This window comes from Streptomyces sp. enrichment culture (assembly GCF_964273145.1).
GTDB lineage: Bacteria > Actinomycetota > Actinomycetes > Streptomycetales > Streptomycetaceae > Streptomyces.
The window spans coordinates 3,590,390-3,616,112 of the sequence record NZ_OZ186873.1; the positions used below are offsets into that span (position 1 = coordinate 3,590,390).

At 74.0% G+C, this 25,723-nt stretch carries 21 protein-coding genes; 9 read left to right on the plus strand and 12 right to left on the minus strand.

From position 1 onward, the window contains the following. Positions 1 to 4 precede the first annotated feature (4 nt). On the plus strand, positions 5 to 538 hold the full coding sequence (locus tag ACSU6Z_RS16250) for an amino-acid N-acetyltransferase (protein ID WP_437046399.1): 534 nt from the start codon (positions 5 to 7) through the stop codon (positions 536 to 538). Positions 539 to 736: 198 nt separating this feature from the next. Continuing rightward, positions 737 to 1,072 (plus strand): histone-like nucleoid-structuring protein Lsr2, encoded by a 336-nt coding sequence (locus ACSU6Z_RS16255; protein ID WP_437046400.1) that lies wholly within the window; start codon positions 737 to 739, stop codon positions 1,070 to 1,072. Between the two features lie 34 nt (positions 1,073 to 1,106). Here ACSU6Z_RS16255 and ACSU6Z_RS16260 read toward each other — a convergent pair whose 3' ends face one another. Next, on the minus strand, positions 1,107 to 1,916 hold the full coding sequence (locus tag ACSU6Z_RS16260; protein WP_437046402.1) for an SCO3374 family protein: 810 nt from the start codon (positions 1,914 to 1,916) through the stop codon (positions 1,107 to 1,109). Positions 1,917 to 2,345: 429 nt separating this feature from the next. Between ACSU6Z_RS16260 and ACSU6Z_RS16265 the strand changes: the two genes are divergently transcribed. After that, positions 2,346 to 4,868: an ATP-dependent Clp protease ATP-binding subunit gene (locus ACSU6Z_RS16265; protein WP_437046404.1), complete on the plus strand. Its 2,523-nt coding sequence runs from the start codon at positions 2,346 to 2,348 to the stop codon at positions 4,866 to 4,868. Positions 4,869 to 4,942: 74 nt separating this feature from the next. Here ACSU6Z_RS16265 and ACSU6Z_RS16270 read toward each other — a convergent pair whose 3' ends face one another. Next, complete coding sequence (locus ACSU6Z_RS16270) at positions 4,943 to 8,011, minus strand: NACHT domain-containing protein (protein WP_437046405.1); 3,069 nt, start codon at positions 8,009 to 8,011, stop codon at positions 4,943 to 4,945. Between the two features lie 43 nt (positions 8,012 to 8,054). Continuing rightward, a complete protein-coding gene (locus ACSU6Z_RS16275; RefSeq protein ID WP_437046406.1) occupies positions 8,055 to 8,699 on the minus strand; it encodes an HAD family acid phosphatase in 645 nt (214 codons plus the stop codon). A 459-nt stretch (positions 8,700 to 9,158) separates the two neighbouring features. Between ACSU6Z_RS16275 and ACSU6Z_RS16280 the strand changes: the two genes are divergently transcribed. Next, entirely contained in the window at positions 9,159 to 9,866 is a 708-nt protein-coding gene (locus ACSU6Z_RS16280; protein ID WP_437046408.1) for a M23 family metallopeptidase, read from the plus strand. Between the two features lie 130 nt (positions 9,867 to 9,996). On the opposite strand, the gene cseC is transcribed toward ACSU6Z_RS16280, so the two are convergent. From cseC to ACSU6Z_RS16305, 5 genes are all read right to left on the minus strand, one after another. Continuing rightward, on the minus strand, positions 9,997 to 11,388 hold the full coding sequence (gene cseC, locus ACSU6Z_RS16285) for a two-component system sensor histidine kinase CseC (RefSeq protein ID WP_437046410.1): 1,392 nt from the start codon (positions 11,386 to 11,388) through the stop codon (positions 9,997 to 9,999). A gap of 8 nt (positions 11,389 to 11,396) precedes the next feature. Then, a complete protein-coding gene (cseB, locus tag ACSU6Z_RS16290; RefSeq protein ID WP_437046413.1) occupies positions 11,397 to 12,095 on the minus strand; it encodes a two-component system response regulator CseB in 699 nt (232 codons plus the stop codon). A 154-nt stretch (positions 12,096 to 12,249) separates the two neighbouring features. Beyond that, positions 12,250 to 12,915 (minus strand): hypothetical protein, encoded by a 666-nt coding sequence (locus ACSU6Z_RS16295; RefSeq protein WP_437046414.1) that lies wholly within the window; start codon positions 12,913 to 12,915, stop codon positions 12,250 to 12,252. Then, on the minus strand, positions 12,903 to 13,442 hold the full coding sequence (locus tag ACSU6Z_RS16300) for a SigE family RNA polymerase sigma factor (protein WP_437046416.1): 540 nt from the start codon (positions 13,440 to 13,442) through the stop codon (positions 12,903 to 12,905). Before ACSU6Z_RS16300 ends, ACSU6Z_RS16295 begins: the two co-directional genes overlap by 13 nt. A 305-nt stretch (positions 13,443 to 13,747) precedes the next feature. Next, positions 13,748 to 14,776, minus strand: coding sequence for an A/G-specific adenine glycosylase (locus ACSU6Z_RS16305; RefSeq protein ID WP_437046418.1), 1,029 nt, complete (start codon positions 14,774 to 14,776; stop codon positions 13,748 to 13,750). Between the two features lie 118 nt (positions 14,777 to 14,894). Here ACSU6Z_RS16305 and ACSU6Z_RS16310 point away from each other — a divergent pair, with 118 nt between their 5' ends. After that, positions 14,895 to 16,475 (plus strand): sensor histidine kinase, encoded by a 1,581-nt coding sequence (locus tag ACSU6Z_RS16310; protein ID WP_437046419.1) that lies wholly within the window; start codon positions 14,895 to 14,897, stop codon positions 16,473 to 16,475. After that, a complete protein-coding gene (locus tag ACSU6Z_RS16315) occupies positions 16,472 to 17,134 on the plus strand; it encodes a response regulator transcription factor (RefSeq protein ID WP_437046420.1) in 663 nt (220 codons plus the stop codon). Before ACSU6Z_RS16310 ends, ACSU6Z_RS16315 begins: the two co-directional genes overlap by 4 nt. 21 nt (positions 17,135 to 17,155) lie before the next feature. Here ACSU6Z_RS16315 and ACSU6Z_RS16320 read toward each other — a convergent pair whose 3' ends face one another. Further along, positions 17,156 to 17,809, minus strand: coding sequence for a phosphatase PAP2 family protein (locus ACSU6Z_RS16320; RefSeq protein ID WP_437046422.1), 654 nt, complete (start codon positions 17,807 to 17,809; stop codon positions 17,156 to 17,158). Between the two features lie 173 nt (positions 17,810 to 17,982). On the opposite strand from ACSU6Z_RS16320, the gene ACSU6Z_RS16325 reads away from it, so the two are divergent. Continuing rightward, the gene (locus ACSU6Z_RS16325; RefSeq protein ID WP_437046424.1) at positions 17,983 to 18,813 is read left to right on the plus strand and encodes a hypothetical protein; all 831 of its coding nucleotides are present in this window, start codon (positions 17,983 to 17,985) and stop codon (positions 18,811 to 18,813) included. Positions 18,814 to 18,903: 90 nt separating this feature from the next. On the opposite strand, the gene disA is transcribed toward ACSU6Z_RS16325, so the two are convergent. After that, positions 18,904 to 20,028: a DNA integrity scanning diadenylate cyclase DisA gene (gene disA / locus ACSU6Z_RS16330; protein WP_437017432.1), complete on the minus strand. Its 1,125-nt coding sequence runs from the start codon at positions 20,026 to 20,028 to the stop codon at positions 18,904 to 18,906. Between the two features lie 80 nt (positions 20,029 to 20,108). Then, entirely contained in the window at positions 20,109 to 21,518 is a 1,410-nt protein-coding gene (gene radA / locus ACSU6Z_RS16335) for a DNA repair protein RadA (protein ID WP_437046426.1), read from the minus strand. A 374-nt stretch (positions 21,519 to 21,892) separates the two neighbouring features. Between radA and ACSU6Z_RS16340 the strand changes: the two genes are divergently transcribed. Next, a complete protein-coding gene (locus tag ACSU6Z_RS16340; RefSeq protein ID WP_437046427.1) occupies positions 21,893 to 23,638 on the plus strand; it encodes a BACON domain-containing protein in 1,746 nt (581 codons plus the stop codon). A gap of 22 nt (positions 23,639 to 23,660) precedes the next feature. On the opposite strand, the gene ACSU6Z_RS16345 is transcribed toward ACSU6Z_RS16340, so the two are convergent. After that, positions 23,661 to 24,650: a hypothetical protein gene (locus ACSU6Z_RS16345; RefSeq protein ID WP_437046429.1), complete on the minus strand. Its 990-nt coding sequence runs from the start codon at positions 24,648 to 24,650 to the stop codon at positions 23,661 to 23,663. 105 nt (positions 24,651 to 24,755) lie between these two features. On the opposite strand from ACSU6Z_RS16345, the gene ACSU6Z_RS16350 reads away from it, so the two are divergent. Continuing rightward, positions 24,756 to 25,688, plus strand: a complete 933-nt coding sequence (locus ACSU6Z_RS16350) for a Ppx/GppA phosphatase family protein (RefSeq protein ID WP_437046431.1) — start codon at positions 24,756 to 24,758, stop codon at positions 25,686 to 25,688. Positions 25,689 to 25,723: the final 35 nt, after the last annotated feature.

A 25,723-nucleotide genomic window follows, 5' to 3' on the forward strand; every position in this document is an offset into this window, starting at 1 on the left:
GCCCATGTCCGCAGAGAGCCCTGAACTCACCGCAAAAGCCATCACCGTCCGGCGGGCCCGTACCAGCGATGTCCCGGCCGTGCGCCGGTTGCTCGACGCCTACGTGCGCAACGGCATCCTGCTCGACAAAGCCACGGTCACGCTATACGAGGACATCCAGGAGTTCTGGGTCGCGGAACGCGACGACAACGCCGAGGTCGTCGGCTGCGGCGCCCTGCACGTGATGTGGGAAGACCTCGCGGAAGTCAGGACTCTCGCGGTGAAGCCGGGCCTGAAGGGCGCCGGCGTCGGCCACCGGTTGCTGGAGAAGTTGCTGGAGACCGCGCGCTGGCTCGGCGTTCGTCGCGTTTTCTGTCTGACCTTCGAAGTGGACTTCTTCGGCAAGCACGGCTTCGTGGAGATCGGGGAGACGCCCGTCGACACCGATGTCTACGCGGAGCTGATGCGTTCCTATGACGAGGGCGTCGCGGAGTTCCTCGGTCTCGAACGAGTGAAACCGAACACCTTGGGCAACAGCCGGATGCTTCTGCATCTGTGATCAACAGGCAAGTTCCCTATGTCCGAAACGCGCATCTTTCCGCTCGGGTCTGGGCTGCCGTCCTCTGCAGGGGTTTGTGTTTTTCCGGCAAAAGCGGTTTGCTTTCCGACGTACTGCAGTACTGCATATAACAGGGGGCGGCGTTACGGCGTACGCCGGCGGACCCCCGCTCCCAAGTTATCGATGAAAGGAAATCCGGTGGCACAGAAGGTTCAGGTCCTTCTTGTCGACGACCTCGACGGTGGCGAGGCGGACGAGACCGTGACGTTCGCGCTGGACGGCAAGACGTACGAGATCGACCTCACCACCGCCAATGCGGACAAGCTCCGTAGCCTTCTCGAGCCTTACGTGAAGGGTGGTCGCCGTACCGGAGGCCGTGCTTCGGGTGGGCGCGGAAAGGCGCGCTCCTCTTCCGGCGGCAGCCCGGACACCGCGGCGATCCGCGCGTGGGCCAAGGAGAACGGTTACGAGGTCAACGACCGCGGTCGTGTTCCCGCGTCCATCCGCGAGGCGTACGAGAAGGCCAACGGCTGACCGCCCGACCGGCGGACGGTCCGGGTCCCGCGGCCTACCGCCGCCGTCCCGGCGAGAGGCCCGGAGCGCCGGTCGGCGGCCGGGTGCCCGCGCGCCGCAGCCCGACCCGGTGGCACTGGGTCGCCACCGTGGCGACCAGCCGTACGAGATCGGGGGCGCCCCCACCGCCCCCCAGGGCCGACAGGGCCGGCAGCGGGGCCTCGCCCTCGCGCCCCGGCACAGGGGGCCGCAGCCACACGGCGGCCCCCCGCGGAACGCGACGGCCCGAGTGGTCCAGGTGATCGGCTCGGTCCGCGCCCTCCGCCCGACCCGCGCGGTCCGTGTGATCCACGCGTCCCGGGGAGCGCGGCGGCCGGCCCCGCCCGGGACCGGTTCCGGCGGGCGGCGGCGGCGCGTCCATGAGGCCGCCCGCGCCGATCGCCACCAGGTCCAGGGCCAGCGAGCCCCACTCCAGCCAGTCCAGCAGCCCCGGCAGCTCCTGCGCGCTGCCCGCGGCCACGAGCAGCCGCATCCGGTCGCCCTGGACGGCCACGGGGGAGGACGGCCCGAGCCGCCTCAGCGCCGCGTACCCGGCCTCGGCCGGAACGTCCAGCAGGTCGAAGCGCACACCGACACGGAGCCGCAGCGGGATCCCGGGGGCGGTGGGCCAGCCCAGCCGGTTCTCGTACCACCCGCGCACGCGGTCCTCCGGTCCCGCGGGACCGCCCCCTGCTCGGCCGGGCACCGGGGCGGAACGGGGCGGACCCGCTCCCTCCCGCCGCGACTCGCCCTCGTCGTGCGGCCGGCGCGGGGACGGAAGCGGAAGGGGAGCGGACGGGGCCGAGGGGAGCCGGGCGTCAACCATGTCCAGTGCAACCCCGGAGCCACATCGGGGTTACGCTTGGTGGTCGGCCGAATGCGGAGCGTTGCGAAAGAAGGGGCGCTCGGGGGTGCGGGGAGGCGCAAGGTTGTTCGCCCGTAGCGGAGGGAATCGGGGTGCGCGGCATGGAGTGTCAGTGGCTGCGGGTAAGACATCCCTAGTGGGAGGGGGCGACACGCAGAACGGGCCGTCTCTCGTTCGCCATCGGCGTACTGGCGAGTGGGGTAACTGCCTGGCCTGCGGGAACATCGTCTCGCACCATCGGGTTGGAGCAGATGTCGGCGTTCGGGGTCAGGAGGCCATCGACGGTGTCGGCAGTTGGAATGAGCGGTCCCCGCTTGCGGGACTAAGCTGCGGAAGGACAGGGAGGGGAAGTTCCCCTTACTGCCTGACCGCTCTGAGGAGCGATTAACGATGTTCGAGAGGTTCACCGACCGCGCGCGGCGGGTTGTCGTCCTGGCTCAGGAAGAAGCCCGGATGCTCAACCACAACTACATCGGCACCGAGCACATCCTCCTGGGCCTGATCCACGAGGGTGAGGGTGTCGCCGCCAAGGCCCTTGAGAGCCTCGGGATCTCGCTCGAGGCGGTCCGCCAGCAGGTGGAGGAGATCATCGGCCAGGGACAGCAGGCGCCGTCCGGCCACATCCCCTTCACCCCCCGTGCCAAGAAGGTGCTGGAGCTCTCGCTCCGCGAGGCGCTTCAGCTGGGCCACAACTACATCGGCACGGAGCACATCCTGCTCGGCCTGATCCGCGAGGGCGAGGGCGTCGCCGCCCAGGTCCTGGTCAAGCTGGGCGCAGACCTCAACCGCGTGCGGCAGCAGGTGATCCAGCTGCTCTCCGGTTACCAGGGCAAGGAGACCGCCACCGCCGGCGGTCCTGCCGAGGGAACCCCCTCCACGTCCCTGGTCCTCGACCAGTTCGGCCGCAACCTCACCCAGGCCGCCCGTGAGTCCAAGCTCGACCCGGTCATCGGGCGCGAGAAGGAGATCGAGCGGGTCATGCAGGTGCTGTCCCGCCGTACCAAGAACAACCCGGTCCTGATCGGTGAGCCCGGCGTCGGCAAGACCGCCGTCGTCGAGGGCCTCGCCCAGGCCATCGTCAAGGGCGAGGTGCCCGAGACCCTCAAGGACAAGCACCTCTACACCCTGGACCTCGGCGCGCTGGTCGCCGGCTCCCGCTACCGCGGTGACTTCGAGGAGCGCCTGAAGAAGGTGCTCAAGGAGATCCGCACCCGCGGCGACATCATCCTGTTCATCGACGAGCTGCACACGCTGGTCGGTGCGGGTGCCGCCGAGGGCGCCATCGACGCCGCCTCGATCCTGAAGCCGATGCTGGCCCGCGGCGAGCTGCAGACCATCGGCGCGACCACGCTGGACGAGTACCGCAAGCACCTGGAGAAGGACGCGGCCCTGGAGCGCCGCTTCCAGCCCATCCAGGTCGCGGAGCCGTCCCTGCCGCACACGATCGAGATCCTCAAGGGCCTGCGCGACCGGTACGAGGCGCACCACCGCGTCTCCATCACCGACGAGGCGCTGGTCCAGGCCGCCACCCTGGCCGACCGGTACATCTCGGACCGCTTCCTGCCGGACAAGGCGATCGACCTGATCGACGAGGCCGGTTCCCGGATGCGCATCCGCCGGATGACCGCGCCGCCGGACCTGCGCGAGTTCGACGAGAAGATCGCCGCCGTCCGCCGGGACAAGGAGTCCGCGATCGACTCGCAGGACTTCGAGAAGGCCGCCTCCCTGCGCGACAAGGAGAAGCAGCTCCTGGCCGCCAAGGCCAAGCGGGAGAAGGAGTGGAAGGCCGGCGACATGGACGTCGTCGCCGAGGTCGACGGCGACCTGATCGCCGAGGTCCTCGCCACGGCCACCGGCATCCCGGTCTTCAAGCTGACCGAGGAGGAGTCCAGCCGCCTGCTCCGCATGGAGGAGGAACTGCACAAGCGGGTCATCGGCCAGAACGACGCCGTCAAGGCGCTGTCGAAGGCGATCCGCCGTACGCGTGCCGGTCTGAAGGACCCCAAGCGCCCGGGTGGTTCGTTCATCTTCGCCGGCCCGTCCGGTGTCGGTAAGACCGAGCTGTCCAAGGCGCTCGCCGAGTTCCTCTTCGGCGACGAGGACGCGCTGATCTCCCTCGACATGTCGGAGTTCAGCGAGAAGCACACGGTGTCGCGGCTCTTCGGTTCGCCCCCCGGTTACGTGGGCTACGAAGAGGGCGGCCAGCTGACCGAGAAGGTCCGCCGCAAGCCGTTCTCCGTCGTCCTCTTCGACGAGGTCGAGAAGGCCCACCCGGACATCTTCAACTCGCTGCTGCAGATCCTGGAGGACGGTCGCCTGACCGACTCCCAGGGCCGGGTCGTGGACTTCAAGAACACGGTCATCATCATGACGACCAACCTCGGCACCCGGGACATCTCCAAGGGCTTCAACCTGGGCTTCGCCGCCCAGGGCGACACGAAGACCAACTACGAGCGCATGAAGAACAAGGTCTCGGACGAGCTGAAGCAGCACTTCCGGCCCGAGTTCCTCAACCGCGTCGACGACGTGGTCGTCTTCCCGCAGCTGACCCAGGACGACATCCTGCGGATCGTCGACCTGATGGTCGGCAAGGTGGACGAGCGCCTGAAGGACCGGGACATGGGCATCGAGCTCTCCCAGTCCGCCAAGGAGCTGCTGTCCAAGAAGGGTTACGACCCCGTGCTGGGCGCCCGGCCGCTGCGCCGGACCATCCAGCGCGAGATCGAGGACACGCTCTCGGAGAAGATCCTCTTCGGCGAGCTGCGCCCCGGTCACATCGTGGTCGTGGACACCGAGGGCGAGGGCGAGTCGAAGACCTTCACCTTCCGGGGTGAGGAGAAGTCGGCGCTGCCCGACGTCCCGCCGGTCGAGCAGGCGGCCGGTGGCGGGCCGAACCTGAGCAAGGACGCGTAACCCTCCGGGGTACGTCGGGAAAGGGGGCTGCCCCGGGACTCCGGTCCCGGGGCAGCCCCCTTTCGCACGCCGTGTCACCGTGCGCGCGGGTCCGCATGGCCGATCACTTCGGCGCCCGGGAAGAGCGAACGGAACTCGGACAGGGGGAAGGAGTGGCCGGGGCGTTCGAGCAGGGTCACGCGGCGCACGCCCGGCAGCCGGGACGCGAGCGCCGCGAGATGTTCGGTGCCCTCCATGCGGTCCACCGCCAGCATCTCGACGCCCGGCAGCTCGGGCATGCGGCCGATGGAGGCCGGCGTCTCCCGGAGGAGCGCCGCGTGCAGACAGAGGCCGGTGAGCGCGGGCAGGGCGGCGACCTCCCGCCAGTCGTCCTCGGTCAGCTCCGCGGTCAGCGCGCCGAGGCCGAGCGTGTGCAGGGTCTTCCAGTGGCTCAGCCCGCGCAGCCCGGTCGAGCCCGTGCTGTCCAGGCGGAGAAACCCCAGCGGGGCGTCGGTGGGCAGTGACTCGGTGAGAGCGGCGCCGGGCAGCTCCGTGAACAGGGAGAGCCCGGTCAGGGACGTGAGGGACCGGAGTCCCGACGGGTCGGTGCCGGGGCCGAGGACGAGCTCGGTCAGGGGGAGCTCCGCCAGCCGGTCCAAGCCGCGTGCGTTCGGGCACCGGTAGTACGACAGCCGCGTCAGCGAGGTGAAGCGGCGCAGGGCGGCCAGGTCCGTCAGCAGCGGGTTGTCGGCGAGGGTCAGCTCGGTCACCGCCGAGGGCTCGGGCACCCGGGCCGCGATGTCCTCGGCGGAGTAGCGCCCCTTGACGCTCAGTCTGCTCCAAGGGCGCATTCCGGCGAGCGCCGAGAACTGCTCGGGCGAGGCGCACTCGAGGAAGAGGTCGGTCCGGTCCAGGTGGTCCAGGACCTCGGCCGCGTACTCCTCGGCGTCGAAGCGGTGCCAGGTGCCCACGAGCTGCCGCCGTACGCCGAGGTCGGGGTGGTTCCGGAAGCGGCGCAGGACGGCGAGTGCCCCTTCGGGTTCCTCCCGGCCCAGGAGGGAGGCGGTGACCGTGACGCCCCGTGCCTCCTCGTCCGACAGACCCTCCGGCCCCGGCAGCAGTTCCAGCACCAGCGGCCCCGCCGCCGCCAGCTCCCGCGCGGCCTCGGTCGTACGGGGCGGGATCAGCTCGGCGGCCCGCTGCTCCACCTCCGCCCGTACCGCCGGGTCCAGCGCCGCGGCGTGCTCCAGGCAGGCCAGGGCCAGCAGCGTGAGCCGGGGATCGCCCTTGCCCAGCAGCTCCCTGAGCACGAGGACGCGTTCGCGGGGCCGGGCGTGGGCCACGGCCATGCGGACGACGTCCTCCCACCCGGTGTCCCCGGCACGGCCGGCGAGGACACCGAGGTGGCCCTCCTCCACCGCGTACCGGGCCGCCAGGTAGTCCTGGAAGGTGCGGTGGACGAAGTCCAGGACGCCCTCGGCCGGGCGGCGCAGTACGCCGCTGCGCAGCAGCAGGGCCCGCAGCACCGCGGCGGCGTCGCCCTGCCCGGGAACCGGTCCGAGGGCGGGCAGGGCCCGGTCCACGATGCCCTCGGCCGTCTCCAGCGCCATCTCCTGCCGGCCGCTGAGGACCAGGGCGTAGGCGATGCGCTGCAGCAGTTCGAGCCGGCCCTCCTCGCCCAGCTCCGGGCCGTCCACCGCGCCCATGCCCCGTTCCCGGTCCCGGCGGGCGAGGAGCATGGCCAGGGCCGCCTCGTACAGCTCCTTGCGCCCGGTGGGCAGGTAGCCGCGGCGCTCGCGGTGCAGGGCGCAGACCAGGCCGCACATCAGCGGGTTGGTGGCGAGGCGGGCCAAGTCCCGTTTGGTGCGCAGGGAGTCCAGCAGGGGTTGTTCGAACTCCGGTGCGCCGGCCGCCCGGTGCCAGCGGTGGACGAAGGTGGCGACCTGCGCCCGGCCCATCGGCGCGAGGGAGAGTTCCAGGAAGCCCTCCCGTGCCAGCCAGTCGGCGCGTACGGCGGTGGGGCGGGTGGTCAGCAGCCAGCGGTTGCCGGGGAAGGCGCCGAGAAGGCCGCGCAGCCAGTCCCGGGTCGCCCGGCGGTCGGCTTCCGGGATCTCGTCCAGGCCGTCGACCAGGACCAGCCCCCGGCCCGCGGTCAGGACGCGTTCCGCCCAGCCGTCGGGCGGCGTCAGCGGGCAGCCGACGGCGCTCAGGAACGCGGCCGGGGCGGGCAGCGGGCCGGTGCGGACCAGGGTGCGCAGGGGCAGGAGGAAGGGGACGCGGGTGCCCTCGCGCGCCGCGCTCACCGCGAGCCACTGGGCCAGGGTCGTCTTGCCGGAGCCCGCGTCGCCGCGCAGCAGCACCCTGGGCTCCCGCTCCAGCGCCTCGTCGGCGGGCATGCGCGCGGCGCGGGCCCGCGGGTCCTCGCCGGGGACGGAACCGGGGCCGGGGGCGGGATCGGCGACGGCCTCCAGGGTCAGGTAGGCGACCTCCAGCGGCCACCGGTCCGGGGCGTCCCGCAGGTCGACGCCGTAGAGGGTGAGGTGGTCGTGGCGTTCGGCGACGTAGGGCAGGTACCGGCGCTCGAAGGCGGTGTCGCGGGCGTCCGGGCGGGGGACGCGGGTGATCAGCTCGTCGACCTTCGCGATCAGCTCCGCCTGGCCCCGGGCCTGCTCCACCAGCGTCCGGGCCACGAAGGACGAGCGGCGGGTGAAGAACTCCAGGACGTGCAGGCAGGCCCACTCCGTCGCGGAGTCGAGGAAGTGGCGGGCGTCGGCGGACAGGCCGTCCCCCGCCCCGGGCGCTTGGCGGCGCAGCCGGTCGGCCAGGGCGCGGTGGCCGAGCCGGACGGCCTGCACGTCGTCCATGTCCAGGTCGCCGAGGGCGAGCAGCCGCGCGGTGAGGGCCTCGGCGACGGCGGTCCCCTCGTCGTGCGGGAAGGGCGGCTCGCCGGGGGAGCCGAGCGACTCCCCGACCAGCCGCCCCGCGAGCCTGCGCACCTCCTTCTCGCCGAGGGTGCGCTTCTCGCCCCGGAAGGACACCAGGTCCGTCAGCCGGACCGGCCGGTCGACCAGTCCGGCGCCGGGGCCGTCCGTCACGAACAGCTTTCTCACCAAGGGGCCGATCAGCGCGGACGCCAGCCTTCCGCCGAGCACCGTCGGTTCCATGCCCCACCCCCGTGGTCGATCGACCCGGGGAGTTTATCGAGCCTCAGGACAACTGCCCGTCGTAGTCCGGCAGTTTGAACGTCTTCTCGGCGTGGCCGCCCGAGAGGTCGGTGGCGCTGTTGCCGATGTTGGCGATGATCGTGTAGCCCTGCGCCTCGATGGCGGCGCGCTGGGCGGTCTTGTAGGCGGCGACGTTCTGGAAGAGGTCGAGGAAGCCGCGGACGTGCAGGCCGGAGACCTCGTAGCCGACGTGTTCGAGGTTGTACTCGGTCGGCGCGGCGATGATGCCCGGGCGGGCGGTGACGAAGAACAGGTCGACGCCGTGCTCCTGGGCGTACCGGGCCGCCTCCAGGACGGGGCGGTTGGCCGGCTGCGGGTAGCTGAAGCCGAAGTCGGTCTCCAGGGAGGTGTTGTCGACGTCCAGGACGATCGCCTGCCTCTCGCCCGGGACGGCGCGCGCGATCCGCTCCTTCAGGTAGGGGAGGGCCTGGTCCATCACGGCCCGGCAGTCCTTCTGCCAGGTGGCGTAGTCGACGGCGGCCGCCGCGGCGGACGCGGAAGCGGTGGCCGCCGTGGTGGTGGGGGCGGCGGGTGCCGCGTGGGCGGGGCCCGCGAGGGCGACCAGGGTGGCGGCGGAGGCCACGGTCACGGACGCCCGGCGCAGCCGGGAGCGGTGATGTCTTCTCATGAGGGTCCTCTCACGTCCGAACGCGCTGCTGTTTGTCGAGTGCATGCTCGATGGCGAGGGTGGCGAGAGGGGGGCCGCAGGGTTACCAGACGGTAAGTCGCCGGAACCGTACGCGGAGCGGGCGTAGCCCCCGCCACATTCCGGTACGTCCGGATCGGGCCGCGCGGTGATGTGCCGCACAGGACGTGCGTCACTTACTAGGCGGAATAGTGCAGGGGCGAGAACTGCGAGAACGGGCTACAGCCCACGAAAAAGCACGCGAAAACCAGGGCTATGAGCCACTTTGTCCTGAATGCGGGATCTGGTGGATCTGGATGACTTTTGAGATGAAGTACTAGATACCGTCGTAGATCACACCTTTGTGGCGGAACGCCCCGACGGGTTACCAAGGTCTGGGCCCATTCGGCGGACGTCGTACGCCGGGTGGCCTTCCCTTGCTCCCGTCTCCACGAGGTTCGAATGTCCCCGCGTTTCACGTCCCGTTCTTCCCGTACGTCCGGTATCCGCACCCGCGCGGCCGTGCTGGCCGCAGGCCTGGGCGCCTCGGTCGTGCTGGGGGCCGGGGTCGCGGCCGCCGCCGACACCACGGCGACGTCCAGCGTGGCGAGCGCCGTCGAGGCGCAGGCCGCCGCGCAGGCCAAGGCCGCGAAGGCCGCCGAGTCCGCGAAGGCCGCACAGGTCGCGAAGGCCGCCGCGAACGCGAAGAAGTCGGCCGCCACGCGGAAGGCCGCCGTCCAGAAGAAGGCCGCCTCCTGGGTCGACCCGGTGAAGAACTACCAGCTGTCCGCGAGCTTCAACCAGGCCGGCGGCATGTGGGCGCACAAGCACAGCGGCCAGGACTTCGCCGTGCCGATCGGCACCGACGTCATGGCCACGCACGGCGGCACCGTCGTCAAGGCCGGCCCCAACGGCGCCGGCGACGGCCCCGCGTACGGCAACGCCATCGTCATCAAGCACGGCAACGGCACGTACTCCCAGTACGCCCACCTGTCGCGGATCGACGTGAAGGTCGGCCAGGTCGTCGCCACCGGCCAGCACATCGCCCGCTCCGGCAACACCGGCAACTCCAGCGGCCCGCACCTGCACTTCGAGATCCGTACGACCCCGAACTACGGTTCGGCCGTCGACCCCGTCGCCTTCCTGCGCTCCAAGGGCACGACCGTCTGAGGCGACGGCCCCCGCACGATCCCCGGGCGCCCCGGCGCCCCCGGCCGATCGCACCGGACGCGACCCCGCCGACCGCCCCCGCGGCGGCCCCGGGGTCGCGCCGCCGTCCCCGCGCCGCGCCTTTCCGGCCTCACTGCCCCGGCAGCGGCAGCACCGGGTAGCTGCCGGTGTTCGTCGGCGCGTGTTCCGGCAGCCACAGCACGGCGACCGCGCCCTCGGCCGGCACGTGCTCGGGGGCCCCGGCGGGCCGTACGTTGCGGAAGGTGAGCCGGGCGCCCAGCACCCGGGCCTGCCCGGCCGCGATGGTCAGGCCCAGCCCGTGCCCGCGGCCGGCCCGGTCCCTGCTGCCGGTGCGGAAGCGGCTCGGCCCCTCGGCGAGCAGGTCCTCGGGGAAGCCGGGGCCGTGGTCGCGGACCCGGACGACCCGGCCCTCGACGGTGACCTCGACGGGCGGCCGGCCGTGCCGGGCGGCGTTGGCGAGCAGGTTGAACAGCACCCGCTCCAGACGGCGCGGGTCGGTGGTGACCTCCGACTCGTGCACCACCCGGACCTCGACGTCCGGGTCCTTGGCCGCCACCCGGCGCCCGACGAACTCGCCCAGCATGATGTCCTGCAGCTCCGCCCGCTCCGAGGCGCCGTCGAGGCGGGCGACCTCCAGGACGTCCTCGACGAGGGTGCGCATCGCCTTGGCCCGGTCCAGCACCAGCTCCGTCGGACGGCCCGGCGGCAGCAGCTCGGCCGCCGTCAGCAGCCCGGTCACCGGGGTGCGCAGCTCGTGCGCGATGTCGGCGGTCACCCGGCGCTCGGCCTCCAGCCGCTGCCGCAGCGCGTCCGCCATCGCGTCCACGGCGCTGGCCAGGTCGTCTGTCTCGTCCCGCACCACCCCGCCCAGGGCGTCCCGCACCCGCACCCCGGTCTCGCCCTTGGCGACCCGGTTCGCCGCGGCGGCCGCCTTGCGCAGCCGGCACGACAGATGCCCGCCGATGAGCACGCCGAGCGCGCTGCCGCCCAGGACGACCGCGATGGAGCCGATCACCAGGGCCCGGTCGAGGTCCTTGAGGATGTCGGAGCTGCGGTCGGTGAACCCGGAGTGCAGGGACATCACGTGCCCGTCCTTGAGCGGCACGGCGGCCCATATGTCCGTCACGCCGTCCGGCCGGTCGGCAACGTACGTCACACGCCGCCCCTGGGCGACCTTCCGGCGCAGCTCCGCCGGCAGCCCGGGGTCGTCGATCCGGGCGTCGGGGAAGTTCACCCGCCCGGACAGGTCGTAGTTGCGCTGGGCGATCAGGATGCGCTCGTCGGCGAGGTCCCGGGCGTTGTCCAGCATCGACACCCGGGCCGCGTTGTGCACGACCAGGCTCAGCGCGACCGCGACCAGCGCGCCCACCAGCGCGATGGCGGCGCTGAGCTTCCACTTCAGACCCGTGCGGATGCCCGTGCGGCCCTCCGCGCGGATGCCCGCGAGGATGCCCGCGCGCGCCAGGCGCGAGGTGACGGGGCACCGATCCGATCCACGCATGCCGCCGCTCAGGCCTTCAGCTTGTAGCCGAAGCCGCGGACCGTCTCGATCCGGTCCTGGCCGATCTTCGCCCGCAGCCGCTGCACGTGGACGTCCACCACCCGGGTGTCACCGCCCCAGCCGTACTCCCACACCCGTTCCAGCAGCCTGTCCCGGGAGAGCACCGTGCCCGGCGCGGAGGAGAACTCCAGCAGCAGCCGCATCTCGGTGGGGGTGAGCGCCACCGGCCGCCCGCCCCGGCGCACCTCCATGCCCTCGGTGTCGACCCGGAGGTCGCCGAAGGTAAGGACGCCGCCGTCCTCGCCTTCGGCCTCCGCCCGGTCCCCGCCGCCCGCGTGGCCGAAGCGGCGCAGCACCGCGCGGATCCGGGCCACCAGCACGGCCCCGTCGAACGGCTTGGTCACGTAGTCGTCGGCGCCCGCCTCCAGCCCGAGCACCACGTCGATGGAGTCCGCCCGGGCCGACAGCATGATCACCGGCACGGTGGACTCGTCGCGGATGCGGCGGCACAGGCTGACGCCGTCCAGGCCGGGCACCATGACGTCCAGCAGGGCGATGTCCGGGCGGTCGGCCCGGAACGCCTCCAGGCCCGACAGGCCGTCGGGCACCGAGGTGACCGCGAAGCCGACCCGCTCCAGGGCGAGCTGGGTGGCCTCGCGGATGACGTCGTCGTCCTCGACGAACAGGACGTGGGTCTGGTCTGCCATCCCGGTGCTCTCAGTCCTCTGCTTTCGGTCCCGTGCGGTCCCGGCGGCACGGCCGCCACCGGGCGGGCGCGTCCGGCGCGTCCCGCGTCCGCCTGTTCGCCGGCCGCGGGGGGCCGGACCGGTGCGCGCGGCGCCGGCGACCGCGGCCCGCGGCTCAGCCGGTGGGCGCGGGCGACACGTCCGGCCCGACGGCGTTGCTGTAGTCGTTGTGCGTGCGGTACTTCTCGGCGAACCGGCCCGAGGACCAGCGGTACGTCACCACGTTCTCCCCGGACGGACTCGACACCGGGTCGCCCTTCTCGTACACCTGCTTCGTCACCACCAGGTCGCCGCGGTCGATCTCCGCGTAGACCGGCGGCTCCTCGGCCTGGAACACATTCTGGTACCGGCCGTCCTCCCGGCGGTACACGTAACTGCCGACGCCCACCGCGTCACCGCAGGTCAGCACGTTGACGACGATGTCCTCGGCGGGCCCCCCGGTCAGGTTCCCGTAGGAGACGTCGACGGGGTACTCGTCGGCGACGCACGGCTTCAGCTCGCGCTTGACCTCCGCGGAGACCCGCGGGTCGGCCTTGACCAGCCGTACGGCGCCGGCCCGGCCGGGTGTGCGCGAGGCGGTCGCCGAGGGCACGGCCGGGGGCGCCGCGGCGGTACCGGCCACCGGGTCGCCGTGGGCGGGCCCCTCGTCGCGGGCACCGGTACCGCCCGCCGCGCAGGCGGACAGCGAAAGGACGAGAGCGGCCGGCACGGCCACCGCCGCACCCAACGCCCGGAACATTCCCCGGCCCGGGGTGGGCCCCGTGCCGGTCAGGCCGCGCACCGCTCCCGCTCCTCACGCTCCAGCGCGCGTGCGTCCAGAGCGCGGGCCTCCAGCTCCTCGCGGAGCCGGGCGAGCGCCCGGTGCAGCGTGCTCTTGACCGTTCCGGCCGACATGCCGAGGGCGGCGGCCGTCTCCTCCGTGGACATCTGCTCCCAGTGTCGCAGCACCACGACACTGCGCTGCTTCGGGGCGAGCACCTTCAGCACGTCCATCAGCAGGGCGCGGTCGGCGTGCTGCTCGGTGGCGTCGTCCACGCAGGCGTCCGGGAGCTGCTCGGTGGGCACCTCCTCCAGCTTCCGGGCCCGCCACCACTCGGTCCGGGTGTTGATCATCACCCGGCGCAGGTAGGCGTCGGCCAGCCGCTTGTCGGCGATGCCGTCCCAGCGGCCGTACGTCCGCGCCAGCGCGGTCTGGAGCAGGTCCTGGGCGTCGACGGGGTCCGGGACCAGACGGCGCGCGCTGCGCAGCAGCGCGTCCTGCCGGCTGCGTACGTACTCCTCGAATCCGAGCACCTCGCCCTGCGCCATGGTGAGTCCCTTCCCCGATCCCCGTGGTGCGGAGGCTCCCGCCGCCGCTGCACTGCCCGTGCACTGCCCTGTGGTCCGTGCCGTCCTGTGCCGGACGCCACGGAACGAAGGTAGGGAAGCGTTGTCACGGCACTGTCCGAGACGGGCTGCGGCTGTCCGTCGGCTGTCCGTCGGTTGTGTAACGGAAGGAGGAACCGGAAGAACGGGATGTAACGGCCAAGGCGGGTGCGCGGGCGCCGCGGGGGAGGGATGCCGTCGCACGGACGGCCGGTCACCGGCACGGGGGCGGCCGGGCGCCACCGCCGTCAGGTCAGCGGCAGCCGGTACCGCCCGCCCGGCAGCGGCTCCACCAGACCGTCGGCGACCAGGCCGTCCAGGGCCCGGGCGCGCTGGACGGGCTCGTGCCACACCCGGTCCAGCACCGCCTGCGCCACCGGCCCGGGGGCCTCCCGCAGCACGGCGAGCAGCCGGCCGCGCACCTGGCGGTCCGTGCCCGCGTACGTCTGGCCGCGGCGCGGCGGGCCGTCGTGCGCCGGCTTGCCCGCCAGGCGCCAGGCGCACTGCGCGGCGATCGGGCAGCGGTGGCACGCCTCGTTCCGCGCGGTGCACACCAGCGCGCCCAGTTCCATCGAGGCGGCGGCCCAGCGGGCCGCGGTCCCCTCGTCCTGCGGCAGCAGCGCGCGGGCCAGCCTGCGCTCGGCGGCGGTGGTCGCGTTCGGCGGGTACTGCACACCGGTCACCGCCCGGGCGAAGACCCGGCGGACGTTGGTGTCCAGCACCGGATGCCGCCGGCCGTAGGCGAAGGAGGCGACCGCCGCGGCCGTGTACTCGCCGATGCCGGGCAGGGCCAGGAGCTGGGCGTGGTCGGCCGGTACGTCGCCGCCGTGCCGTTCCGTTATGGCGACGGCGGCGCCGTGCAGCCGCAGCGCGCGGCGCGGGTAGCCGAGCCGGCCCCAGGCGCGCACGGCCTCGCCGGGGGCCTCGCGGGCGAGGTCGGCCGGACGCGGCCAGCGGGCCATCCACTGCTCGTAGACCGGCAGGACACGGTTCACCGGCGTCTGCTGGAGCATGAACTCGCTCACCATCACACCCCACGCACCGGCCTCGGGGCGCCGCCACGGCAGGTCGCGGGCGTGCTCGTCGAACCAGTCGATGACGGGAGCGTGCAGCGACTCCCCGAGGGCGCGCTCCGCCGCGGGATCCGCGGGGCGTGCGCCGGGAGCGTCCGGGGCGGCGGCGGGCGCGCCGGGTGCGGCGGCGGGGTCGGCGGGAGCGGGGTCGGCGGCGGGCCGGGCGGCCGGACCGCGGTGCGGGGGCTTCGTGGGCGCAGTCATGACCTGTCGATCCTGCCACGGGAGGAGGCCCCCGCGGGCGCACCGCCACCCTGGGAGGGCGTGGCCCCCGACGATCGGCAGGGGCGCCGCGGGGCCCCGCGCTTGTAGCGTCGGGGGGATGCGACGCCCTCCCGAACGCCGCCGCGCCGGTCCGGCCTGCCTGCTCTGGGCGGTCCTCGCCCTCCCGGCGCTCACCGCCGACCGGCTCGGGCTGAACGAGCCACGCGCCGCCTGGTGGTCGGCGGCGGGGCTGGCGGTCCTCGCCGCGGCCGTCGGCGTGTCCCGGCACCGGCCGCTCACGGCGTTCGCGCTGACCGCGGCCCTGAGCCTGGCCGACGCCCCCGCCCTCTTCACCGTCTCCTACGGCCCGGCCCTCGGCACCTTCGCCCTGCTGCTCGGCCTGCGGGCGGCCGGAGCGCGCGCCGCGGCGGTGTGCTTCGCCTCGGTCGCCGGCGCCGGCACCGCGAGGATCGCGCTCACCGGCGTCGACCCGGCCCCCGAGTTCCTGGTCATGACCGGCACGCTGCTGTTCGGCTGCGTCTTCCCCTGGCTCGGCGGACGCTACTGGCGGCAGAGCCGCGAACTGGCCGAGGCGGGCTGGCTGCGCGCGGCCCGCCTGGAGGACGAGCAGCGGCACGCCGAGGAACGGGCCCGGCTGCGGGAGCGGGCCCGCATCGCCCAGGACATGCACGACTCCCTCGGGCACGAGCTGAGCCTGATCGCCCTGCGGGCCGGCGCGCTCCAGGTCGCCCCCGGCCTCGCCGACGAGCACCGGGCCGCCGCGGCCGACCTGCGGTCCGCCGCCGCCGACGCCACGGACCGGTTGCACCGCATCATCGGCGTCCTGCGGGAGGACGACGAGCCCGTTCCACTGACCCCGGCGGGCGAGACCGTGGAACAACTCGTCGCCCGCGCCGCCGAATCGGGGCTCGCCGTGCGCTGGGAGCCGCCCGGCGGCCACGCGGCCCCGCCGCCGGGAGGGGTCGCCGAGCGGCTGCTGCACCGGGTGGTGCGCGAAGCGCTGACCAACGCTGCCCGGCACGCGCCGGGCGCCTCCGTCACCGTCGCGATCACCCGGCACGGCCCCGACGCGGTCGCGACCGTCACCAACGGACGTGCCACCGAGGGGGGTTCCCGCTCCTCGGGCGGCTCGGGCCTGCTCGGCCTGCGGGCCGCCGTCACCGCGGTCGGCGGCGAGTTCGAGGCGGGTCCGCACGGCGAGGGCTTCCGGGTCCGCGCCCGGGTGCCCGCGCGGCAGGCCCTTCCCGTGCCACGGGGGACCCGTCCCGCGGAATCCCCCCTGGCCCGTGCCCGCCGCCGTGTCGCCCTCGGCCTGGGGGCCGCGACCGGCGCGGGCGCCGTCCTGGTGGGCGCGGCCTTCGGCTGGTACGCCTACACCGAGACCCGCTCGGTGCTGGAGCCGAGCGCGTACGCCGGGCTGCGCCCGGGCACGCCGGCCGGCGAGGCGGCGCGCGTGCTGCCGGAGCGGGAGGTGCGCGACCCGCCCACCGACCGCGCGCCCGCGCCGCCGGCGGGCGCCACCTGCTGCTACTACCGGTCGAGCGGTGAACTGCTGGTCTCCGTCGACCACTTCAGGCTCTGTTTCGACGACAAGGGGCGCCTGGTCGCCAAGGACGTGATCCCGCGTTCGGGTCCGTCCGGCGAAGGGCGCGAGGAACCCGGGGGGATGTCACGGTGATCCGTGTCCTGCTGGCCGACGACGAGGCGATGGTGCGGGCCGGGGTGCGGGCCATCCTGGCGAGCGGCGGCGAGAGCGAGGTGGTCGCGGAGGCCGGTGACGGCCGCGAGGCGGTCGACCTGGCCCGCGCCCACCGTCCGGACGTGGCCCTGCTCGACATCCGCATGCCGCGCCTGGACGGCCTGGCGGCGGGGGAGGAGATCGTCCGGACCGTCCCCGGCACGGCGGTCGCCGTGCTGACCACCTTCTCCGAGCGCTCCTACGTGGCCCGCGCGCTCTCCGGCGGCGCCACCGGGTTCCTGCTGAAGTCCGGGGACCCCTACGAACTGATCGCGGGCGTGCGGGCGGTGGCCGGCGGTGCCGCCTTCCTGTCCCCGAAGGTGGCCCGGTACGTCGTCGAGGACCTGGGAGGGGAGGGCGGCGGCCGGCTCGCCCGCGAGGCACGGGCACGCGCGCGCGTGGCCCGGCTCAGCCCGCGCGAGCGCGAGGTGCTCGGCCTGGTCGGCGCCGGCCTGTCCAACCCGGAGATCGCCGCCCGCCTGCACCTCGTCGAGGGCACGGTGAAGGCGTACGTCAGCTCGGTCCTGGACCGGCTGGAGGTACGCAACCGGGTGCAGGCGGCGATCGTGGCGTACGAGGCCGGGCTGGTCGGACCCTGACCGGGGACCCGCGCGTGCGGCTCAGCGGTGCCGGGCCGGCCGGCGCGGCGTGCCGTGCGACGGGACGCGCGCCGGGCCGGGACCGGCCAGCCACCGCAGGGCCGGCGCCGAGGAGGCGCGCATCGACCCGGCCAGCCCCGTCGTCGGGCGGGTGCCCAGGCGGACGGCCAGGACGGCGACGACCGCGCCGAGCAGGAGCCCGGCGACCACGTCGTGCGGGTAGTGCACGCCGACGAAGACGCGGGAGAAGGCCGTGAGCAGGGCGAGCGGAACCGTCAGCCAGACGATCAGACGGCGGGCCAGGGCGAGCGCGAGGGCGGCGCCGCCCGCGATCGTGGCGTGATTGCTGGGGAAGGACCAGTCACCGTGCGGCGGACAGGCCACGAGGGACGGGGCGGCCCCGGCGACCGCCCGGCACGGACGCTCCTCCGTGACGGCCGACTTGAGCAGTTCGCTGCACACGTACGCCACGGCCGTGGCCACGGGTGCGAGCACCGCGAGCGCCAACGCGCGGGTCCCGGCGCGCCGCGCCCGCCACCACACGGCGACGAACAGCGCGGCGAACACCAGCAGTCCGGCCTCCGTTCCGATCTCCGCCGAGTGCCGGACCCAGGGGGGAGTGCCGTGGGCGAAGCCGGTGACGGCGCGGTACAGGTCGGTGTCGACGAAATCCATGTTCACGGACGGTAGGCGTACCGCCGATTCGGTCACATTCCGCGATCGTCAGGTGCCGTACCTGACGAAAGACAGGGGTGGAGGGGCGGCAAGCGGAATGATGATCCGGAAAACTTGTGGTCAGGACGGCGGGTGTGAACGGGCAAGCCGCCGATCTCTCGTACAGTTTTCGCGTGGGATCTCTGCGCAATCCTGTCGGGCCGCTTCCCTCCACCATCTACTGGCGCCGGAGGGCTGTTCTGCTGTCCGTGATCGCCTTGTTGGTGCTGTTGATCACCTGGATCGTCACCGCCGGCGGCGGAGACGACGGCGACCGGCAGGACGGCGCGAACGGCAAGAACCCCGCGCCCTCCATCACCCCCGGCCCCTCGGGTTCCGGGCCGGCGATAAGCCAAGCGCCGGGCGGGCGCGACGAGTCGGGGTCCGGGGATTCCGGCGGCTCCGGCGACGGGTCCGGGTCCGGTGACGGCTCGGGCACCGGCGCGGGCTCCGGGGGCGCCGCCGGATCGGGCGGCTTCGGCGGTACGGCCGGTGGGGGCGCGCAGAGCGGTCCGTCCGCCGGTGTCGGCGCGGGGGACGCGCTGCCCGCCGGATCCGGTCTGCCCGACTGCACCGCGGAAGCGGTCAAGTTGAGCGTGCGCAGCGTCCGCAACGCCTACGAGCCGGGCCAGACGCCCGCCTTCGACCTGACCGTGCGCAACACCTCGGGAACCGACTGCAAGGTCGATCTCGGGCCGAGGGAAGCGGTTCTGACGATCACTCAGGCGAGTGACGACGAACCGTTCTGGTCGTCCGCCGACTGCCCGAGGAACGCGGCGAGCCTGCTGTTCCGGGTGCCCGCCGACAGCGGCATCACCTACACCGTGAAGTGGGACCGCAAGCCGAGCGCCCCCGAATGCGGGACGCCCGCGGCCGGCTCGGCCCGGGCCGGGACGTACCTGGTGGAGGCCAAGGTGCCGGGATTCGCGAAGGTGCGGACGTCGTTCGTGCTGGAGAAGGACTGACGGACCGTCACCCGGCCGCACGCACCGGCCCCGCTCGCCGGAGCCGGCCGGCGACGTCACTTCCCCGCGGTCCGGTCCGGACGGCGGCCCTCAGACGTACCGCTCCAGGATCGAGCTCTCCGCCAGCCGCGACAGGCCCTCCCGCACGCTGCGCGCCCGCGCCTCGCCGACGCCGTCCACGGTCTGCAGGTCGTCCACACTGGCGGCCAGCAGCTTCTGCAGCCCGCCGAAGTGCTCCACGAGCCGGTCGATGATCGCGCCCGGCAGCCGCGGCACCTTGGCCAGCAACCGGAAGCCGCGCGGCGACACCGCCGAGTCGAGCGCCTCCGGGGAGCCGGTGTAGCCCAGCGCACGCGCCACCGTCGCCATCTCCAGCAACTCGGCGTGGGAGAGCTTGTCCAGCTCGGCGAGTGCCTCCTCCACCGTGCGGGACCGCTTGGCGGTCGGCTCGGGCACGTAGTCCCGCACCACCAGTTCCCGCTCCGGCTCCACACCGGCGATCAACTCGTCCAGCTGGAGGGCGAGCAGGCGCCCGTCGGTGCCCAGCTCCACCACGTACTCGGCGATCTCGGTCGCGATGCGGCGCACCATCTCCAGGCGCTGCGCGACCGCGGAGACGTCCCGGACGGTGACCAGGTCCTCGATCTCCAGCGCCGACAGCGTGCCCGCGACCTCGTCGAGACGGAGCTTGTAGCGCTCCAGGGTCGCCAGGGCCTGGTTGGCGCGGGACAGGATCGCCGCCGAGTCCTCCAGGACGCGGCGCTGCCCGTCGACGTACAGGGCGATCAGCCGCATCGACTGGGAGACCGAGACGACCGGGAAGCCGACCTGCTTGCTGACCCGGTCCGCCGTGCGGTGCCGGGTGCCCGTCTCCTCCGTGGGGATCGTCGCGTCGGGCACGAACTGCACACCCGCCCTCAGGATCTTCGACAGGTCCGAGGAGAGCACGATGCCGCCGTCGAGCTTGCACAGCTCGCGCAGCCGGGTCGCGGTGAACTCGACGTCCAGTACGAAGCCGCCCGTGCACATCGCCTCGACGGTCTTGTCGGAGCCGAGCACGATCAGACCGCCGGTGTTGCCGCGGAGCACGCGCTCCAGGCCGTCACGCAGGGGAGTGCCGGGTGCCACGGCGCTCAGCGAGGCGCGCATCAGGCCATCGGAACCGGCACTCCCACCGGACTTTCCGGGAGCTGCTGCCCGGTCGTTGGCTGCCACTGCACTCCTCCGGTCGCAGGTTCTGGGGCGCTCCGTGTCGCACACTCGGTTCGTACGGACGGGCGAGACCAGGGCAAAGTCTACCGGCGCTCCTCCGCCTCCCGGGGGGCCTCTCGGCGACGGGAACGCGGAAGGACCCGCAGGGCGTCCCCTATGTCCGCGACTTCCAGCACCTTCATCCCGGCCGGGACCTTCCCCGGGTCGCCCGGCACCAGCGCGTGCGTGAAGCCCAGGCGGTGCGCCTCGGCGAGCCGCCGCTGCACGCCCGTGACCCGTCTCACCTCGCCCGCCAGGCCCACTTCCCCGATCGCGACGAGGTTCTTGGGCAGCGGGGTGTCGCTCGCCGCGCTCGCCAGCGCCAGCGCGACGGCGAGGTCCGCGGCCGGCTCCGACAGCTTCACACCGCCCACCGTCGCGGAGTAGATGTCCCGCTTGCCCAGGGCGCTGATCCGGCCGCGCTGCTCCAGCACCGCCAGCATCATCGAGACCCGGGACGTCTCCAGGCCGGACGTGGTGCGCCGCGGGGAGGGGATCTGCGAGTCGACCGTGAGCGCCTGCACCTCGGCCACCAGGGGGCGGCGGCCCTCCAGGGTGACGGTCAGGCAGGTGCCGGGCACGGGCTCGGCGCGGCGGGTGAGGAACAGGCCGCTGGGGTCGGCCAGCCCCGTGATGCCCTCGTCGTGCAGCTCGAAGCAGCCGACCTCGTCGGTGGTGCCGTAGCGGTTCTTGACACCGCGTACGAGCCTGAGGCGGGCGTGGCGGTCGCCCTCGAAGTGGAGGACGACGTCGACCAGGTGCTCCAGGAGACGGGGACCGGCGATGGCCCCGTCCTTGGTGACGTGGCCCACCAGCAGGGTGGACATGCCGCGCTCCTTGGAGGCGCGGATCAGGGCGCCCGCCACCTCCCGCACCTGGGCCATGCCGCCGGGGGCGCCGTCGATCTCGGGGGAGGCGACCGTCTGCACCGAGTCCAGGATCAGCAGGGACGGCTTCACCGCGTCCAGGTGGCCGAGCACCGCCGCGAGGTCCGTCTCGGCGGCGAGGTAGAGGTGGTCGTCGATGGCGTTGATGCGGTCGGCGCGCAACCGGACCTGGCTCGCCGACTCCTCACCCGTGACGTACAGGGTCTTGTGCTGCTCGCTCGCCGACTTGGCGGCCACGTCGAGCAGCAGCGTGGACTTGCCGACGCCGGGCTCGCCCGCGACGAGGACCACGGCACCGGGCACCAGCCCGCCGCCGAGGACGCGGTCCAGCTCGGGCACGCCGGTGGAGCGGGCGGCGGCCTGGCGGCCGTCGACCTGGCCGATGGGCAGGGCGGAGGTGGTGACGCGCCCCGGCGCCGTCGTGCGGACCGCGGGCGTGCCGTACTCCTCGATCGTCCCCCACGCCTGGCACTCGGGGCAGCGGCCGAGCCACTTGGCCGTCTGCCAGCCGCACTCGGTGCAGCGGTAGGACGGCCGGTCCTTGGTGGTCTTCGTACGGGCAGCCATGACGCAACCGTAACCGCCGCCACTGACAGCGGGTGCCTGCCGGAAGGCGCCCCGCTCGTCCTCGTCCACCGGGGCGCCGCCCGTCCTCGTCCACCGGGGCGCCGCCCGTCCTCATCCACCGGGGCGCCGCCCGCCCCCCGCCCGCACGGCGCGGGCGCGGCGGTGGGGGCGCTCGCCGTCCGCCGCGCGCCCGGCTGCCGCGGACGGGCCCCGACCGGCACGGACACCCGGCGGGAGTCGGCCGCCGACGGCAGGGAACAGGCCCCGGAACAAGAGGTTCCTGTCCCCTTATGAGGGATCGTTTCACCCGTACGAATTAAAAGCGTCCAATCCGCCAGTTCGCGCCACCCATGTCCCCCTACGGTCGCCGGGTGATGAGCAGCAGTCCGCAGACCACGACCCGCACGACCGGCGCATACCGGGCGCACCGGGATGCGCGTGACCGCGCTGCGGCGCGCACGCTGGCGCAGCGGCCCCCCGCGCGGTACGAGCCGTATCTGGACGGCCTGTTCACCTACTGCCTGTCCGTGCTGTGCGACCACGACGCCGCGACCGCCGCCCTGGGCGACGCCCTCGCCTTCGCCGAGCGGCGCGGCCACCGCGGCCCGCAGGACGCCGCCGACCACAGGGCGTGGCTGTACGCGCTGGCCCGCTGGGCGTGCCTGCGGAAGCTGGCGGAGGCCAAGCGGAAACGCCGGGGCGGCCACGCGGCGGACCGCCCCGGCGACGGCCGCCGGCACGGCACGCGGCAGCCCGCGGAACCGTCCGTGCCCGCTGCGGTCCAGGAGCGGCACCGCGGCGAACTCGCCCAGCTCGCCTGGCCGGAGGCGGCCGGCACCACGCCGGAGCAGCGCGAGGCCCTGGAGCTCGCCGTGCGCCACCACCTGGCCGTCCGCGAGGTCGCCGCCGTCCTCGGCAAGGACCCGGAGGCCACCCGTGACCTGCTGGCCTCCGCCGCCTGCGAGGTGGAGCGCACCCGCGCCGCCCTCGCCGTCGCCGAGACGGATCCCTGTCCCGGCGTCGCCCGCCTCACCGGTGACCGGCAGCAGGTGCTCGGCACGGCGCTGCGCCAGGAGCTGGTGCGGCACGTCGACGACTGCCCGCGCTGCCGCCGCACCGCCGCGCACGCGATCCCCGGCCGCTGGCCCGGCACCACCGTCACCCCCGACGAGCTGCCCGTCCTCCCGGCACCCCGCGCGGCCCTGCACGCCGCCATGGCGCGCTTCCCGCGCGCGCGGAGCGCCTTCCCCCGCCTCGACCGGCGCGGCTTCCCGATGGATCCCCGGGACCGCGCCGCCCGGCGGGACCGGCTGCGCGCCCGCGCCGTCACCACGACCGTGGTCGCCACCGTCGTCGCCGCCCCCGTGTTCGCCGTCTGGGCGGCCTACCGGGGCACCCCGGCGGGCGAGGGCGAGGGGGGCCGCTCGGTCGGCGCCGGCGAGGCACACGGCCCCGACGTCCCGGACGGCGCGGCGGCGGGCGACTCCGGGAACGCCGAAAACACCGGAAGCGCGCCCGGCGTCCGCTTCCGCCAGGACGGCGGGGCCGACGTCTCCGTGGCGGTCGTCAGCGTCACCGGCACCGGCGGGAAGGGGACGGGCCGGCTGGCGGTGACCGCCGCCGGCCGGGGCGACACCACGCTGATCACCCTGACGGCGACCGGCCGCGCACCGGTGGACTGGTCCGCCGCCACCGGCGCCGCCTGGCTGTATCTGAGCCGGTCGTCGGGCACGCTGCGGCCCGGCGAATCACTGACGATCAAGGTGTACGTCGATCAGCTGCGCGAACCGTCCGGGCCCTGGACCGCGCGGGTGGCCCTCTCGCCCGCGGGCGCCGTCGTCACCATCCGGGGCTACGGCACCGCGCCCGGCACCAAGGGTCCCGGCCGTCCGGCCCCGCGTCCCGGCAACCCCGCCGGCCCGACCCCGCCCGCCCCGGAACCGGCCCCGACGACCTCGGCGCCCTCCGAACCGGGACCGCCCCCTTCGCCCTCGCCGCCGGCCCCGGCCCCGGAGCCCGCCGGCCCGTCCCCGACCGACGGCACCGGCGGCTCGCCGCCACCCCCCGGCGACGGCGGCGGTGGCGGCGGCGACGGCGGCCAGGGCCCGTCCACGCCGTAGCCGGGCCCTCCGTCCGGTCCCCTCAGTCCACCGGCCCCACCGGTTCGGCCGGCTTCGCCGAACCGGCCGAGCCCGCCGGCTCGACGGGCCGCACCGGGTGGACCGGGTCCGCCGGATGCGGCGCCAGCAGGGGCAGCCGGGAGGCCAGCCGCTGCTCGCACAGCTCGGCCAGACGGTCGTAACCGGCCTTGCCCATCAACTCCGTCAGCTCGGCCCGGTAGGAGACGTACACCGGCTCGCCCGCGCCGTGCGCGGAGGTCGCCGACGTGCACCACCAGTGCAGGTCGTGACCGCCCGGGCCCCAGCCGCGCCGGTCGTACTCACCGATCGAGACCTGGAGCACACGCGTGTCGTCGGGCCGGTCGATCCACTCGTACGTCCGCCGGATCGGCAGCTGCCAGCACACGTCCGGCTTGGTCTCCAGCGGCTCGCGGCCCTCCCGCAGGGCGAGGATGTGCAGCGAGCAGCCCGCGCCGCCGGCGAAGCCGGGGCGGTTCTGGAAGATGCACGAGCCCTGGTACGGGCGGGTCTGCCGCGACCCCTCGTCGTCCTCGGAGACCCAGCCGTTCTCCGTGCCCTCGGCGTGGTGCTGCCAGATGTCCGGCGTGAGCCTGGCCACATGCCCGGCGACCCGCCGCTCGTCGTCCTCGTCGGAGAAGTGCGCGCCCAGGCTGCAGCACCCGTCGTCCGCGCGGCCCGCCTGGATGCCCTGGCAGCCGCTGCCGAAGATGCAGTTCCAGCGCGAGGTCAGCCAGGTCAGATCGCAGCGGAAGACCTGCTCGTCGTCGGCCGGGTCCGGGAACTCCACCCACGCGCGCGCGAAGTCGAGGCCCTTCTCGTCGTCCACCGGGGCCCCGGGGCCCGGCGCGGGCAGCGAACCCTTGAGCACTTCACCCTTCCTGGAACGCTTGGAGGACTTGGGTGATTTGATCGACTTGGGGTCCTTGGGCGACTTGGGGTCCTTGGGCGTATCGGCCGTCTTTCCGTCCTTCGCCTTTTTCGTCTTTGGCACCCGTCCAGGGTATGCCGCCGCCCCCGGCCGCCGGGACCGCGCCGCAGCTCCGCCGAACCGGTCTCGCGGCACACCCGCGATCCCGTGGGCAGTAGCGTTCCCTCCATGAGACTCGGTGTCCTCGACGTGGGTTCGAACACGGTGCACCTGCTCGTGGTGGACGCGCACCCGGGCGCGCGCCCGCTGCCCGCGTACTCGTACAAGGCCGAACTGCGCCTGGCCCAGCTCCTCGACGACGACGGGGCCATCGGCCCGGAGGGCGTCGACCGGCTGGTCGCGGTCGTGCGCCGAGCGCTCCGGGCCGCCGAGGACAAGGGCGTCGAGGACCTGCTGCCGTTCGCCACCTCCGCCGTGCGCGAGGCCCGCAACGCCGACGACGTCCTCGCGCGCGTGCGGGCCGGGACCGGGGTCGAGCTGACGGTGCTCAGCGGCGCGGAGGAGGCCCGGCTCACCTTCCTCGCCGCCCGCCGCTGGTACGGCTGGTCGGCGGGGAAGCTGCTCGTTCTGGACATCGGAGGCGGCTCCCTGGAGATCGCCTACGGCATGGACGAGGAGCCCGACGCCGCCGTGTCCCTGCCGCTCGGCGCCGGCCGCCTGACCGCCGCCTGGCTGCCCGGCGACCCGCCCGACCCGGACGACGTCCGCGCGCTGCGCCGGCACGTCCGTACGGAGATCGCCCGCACGGTCGGGGAGTTCAGCCGCCTCGGCGCCCCCGACCACGTCGTCGCCACCTCCAAGACCTTCAAGCAGCTCGCCCGCATCACGGGCGCCGCCCGTTCCGCCGAGGGCCCCTACGTCCAGCGCGAGCTGAAGCGGACGTCCCTGGAGAGCTGGGTGGCGCGCCTGGCCGGCATGACCACCGCCGAGCGCGCCGAACTCCCGGGTGTCTCCGAGGGCCGTGCGGGCCAGCTCCTGGCGGGCGCGCTGGTCGCCGAGGGCGCCATGGACCTGTTCGGTGTGGAGAGCCTGGAGATATGCCCGTGGGCGCTGCGCGAGGGCGTGATCCTGCGGCGGCTGGATCACATGGGCCAGGGGTAGCGCCCCGGCGGGGAACGGCGCGGGCGGCCGTACGG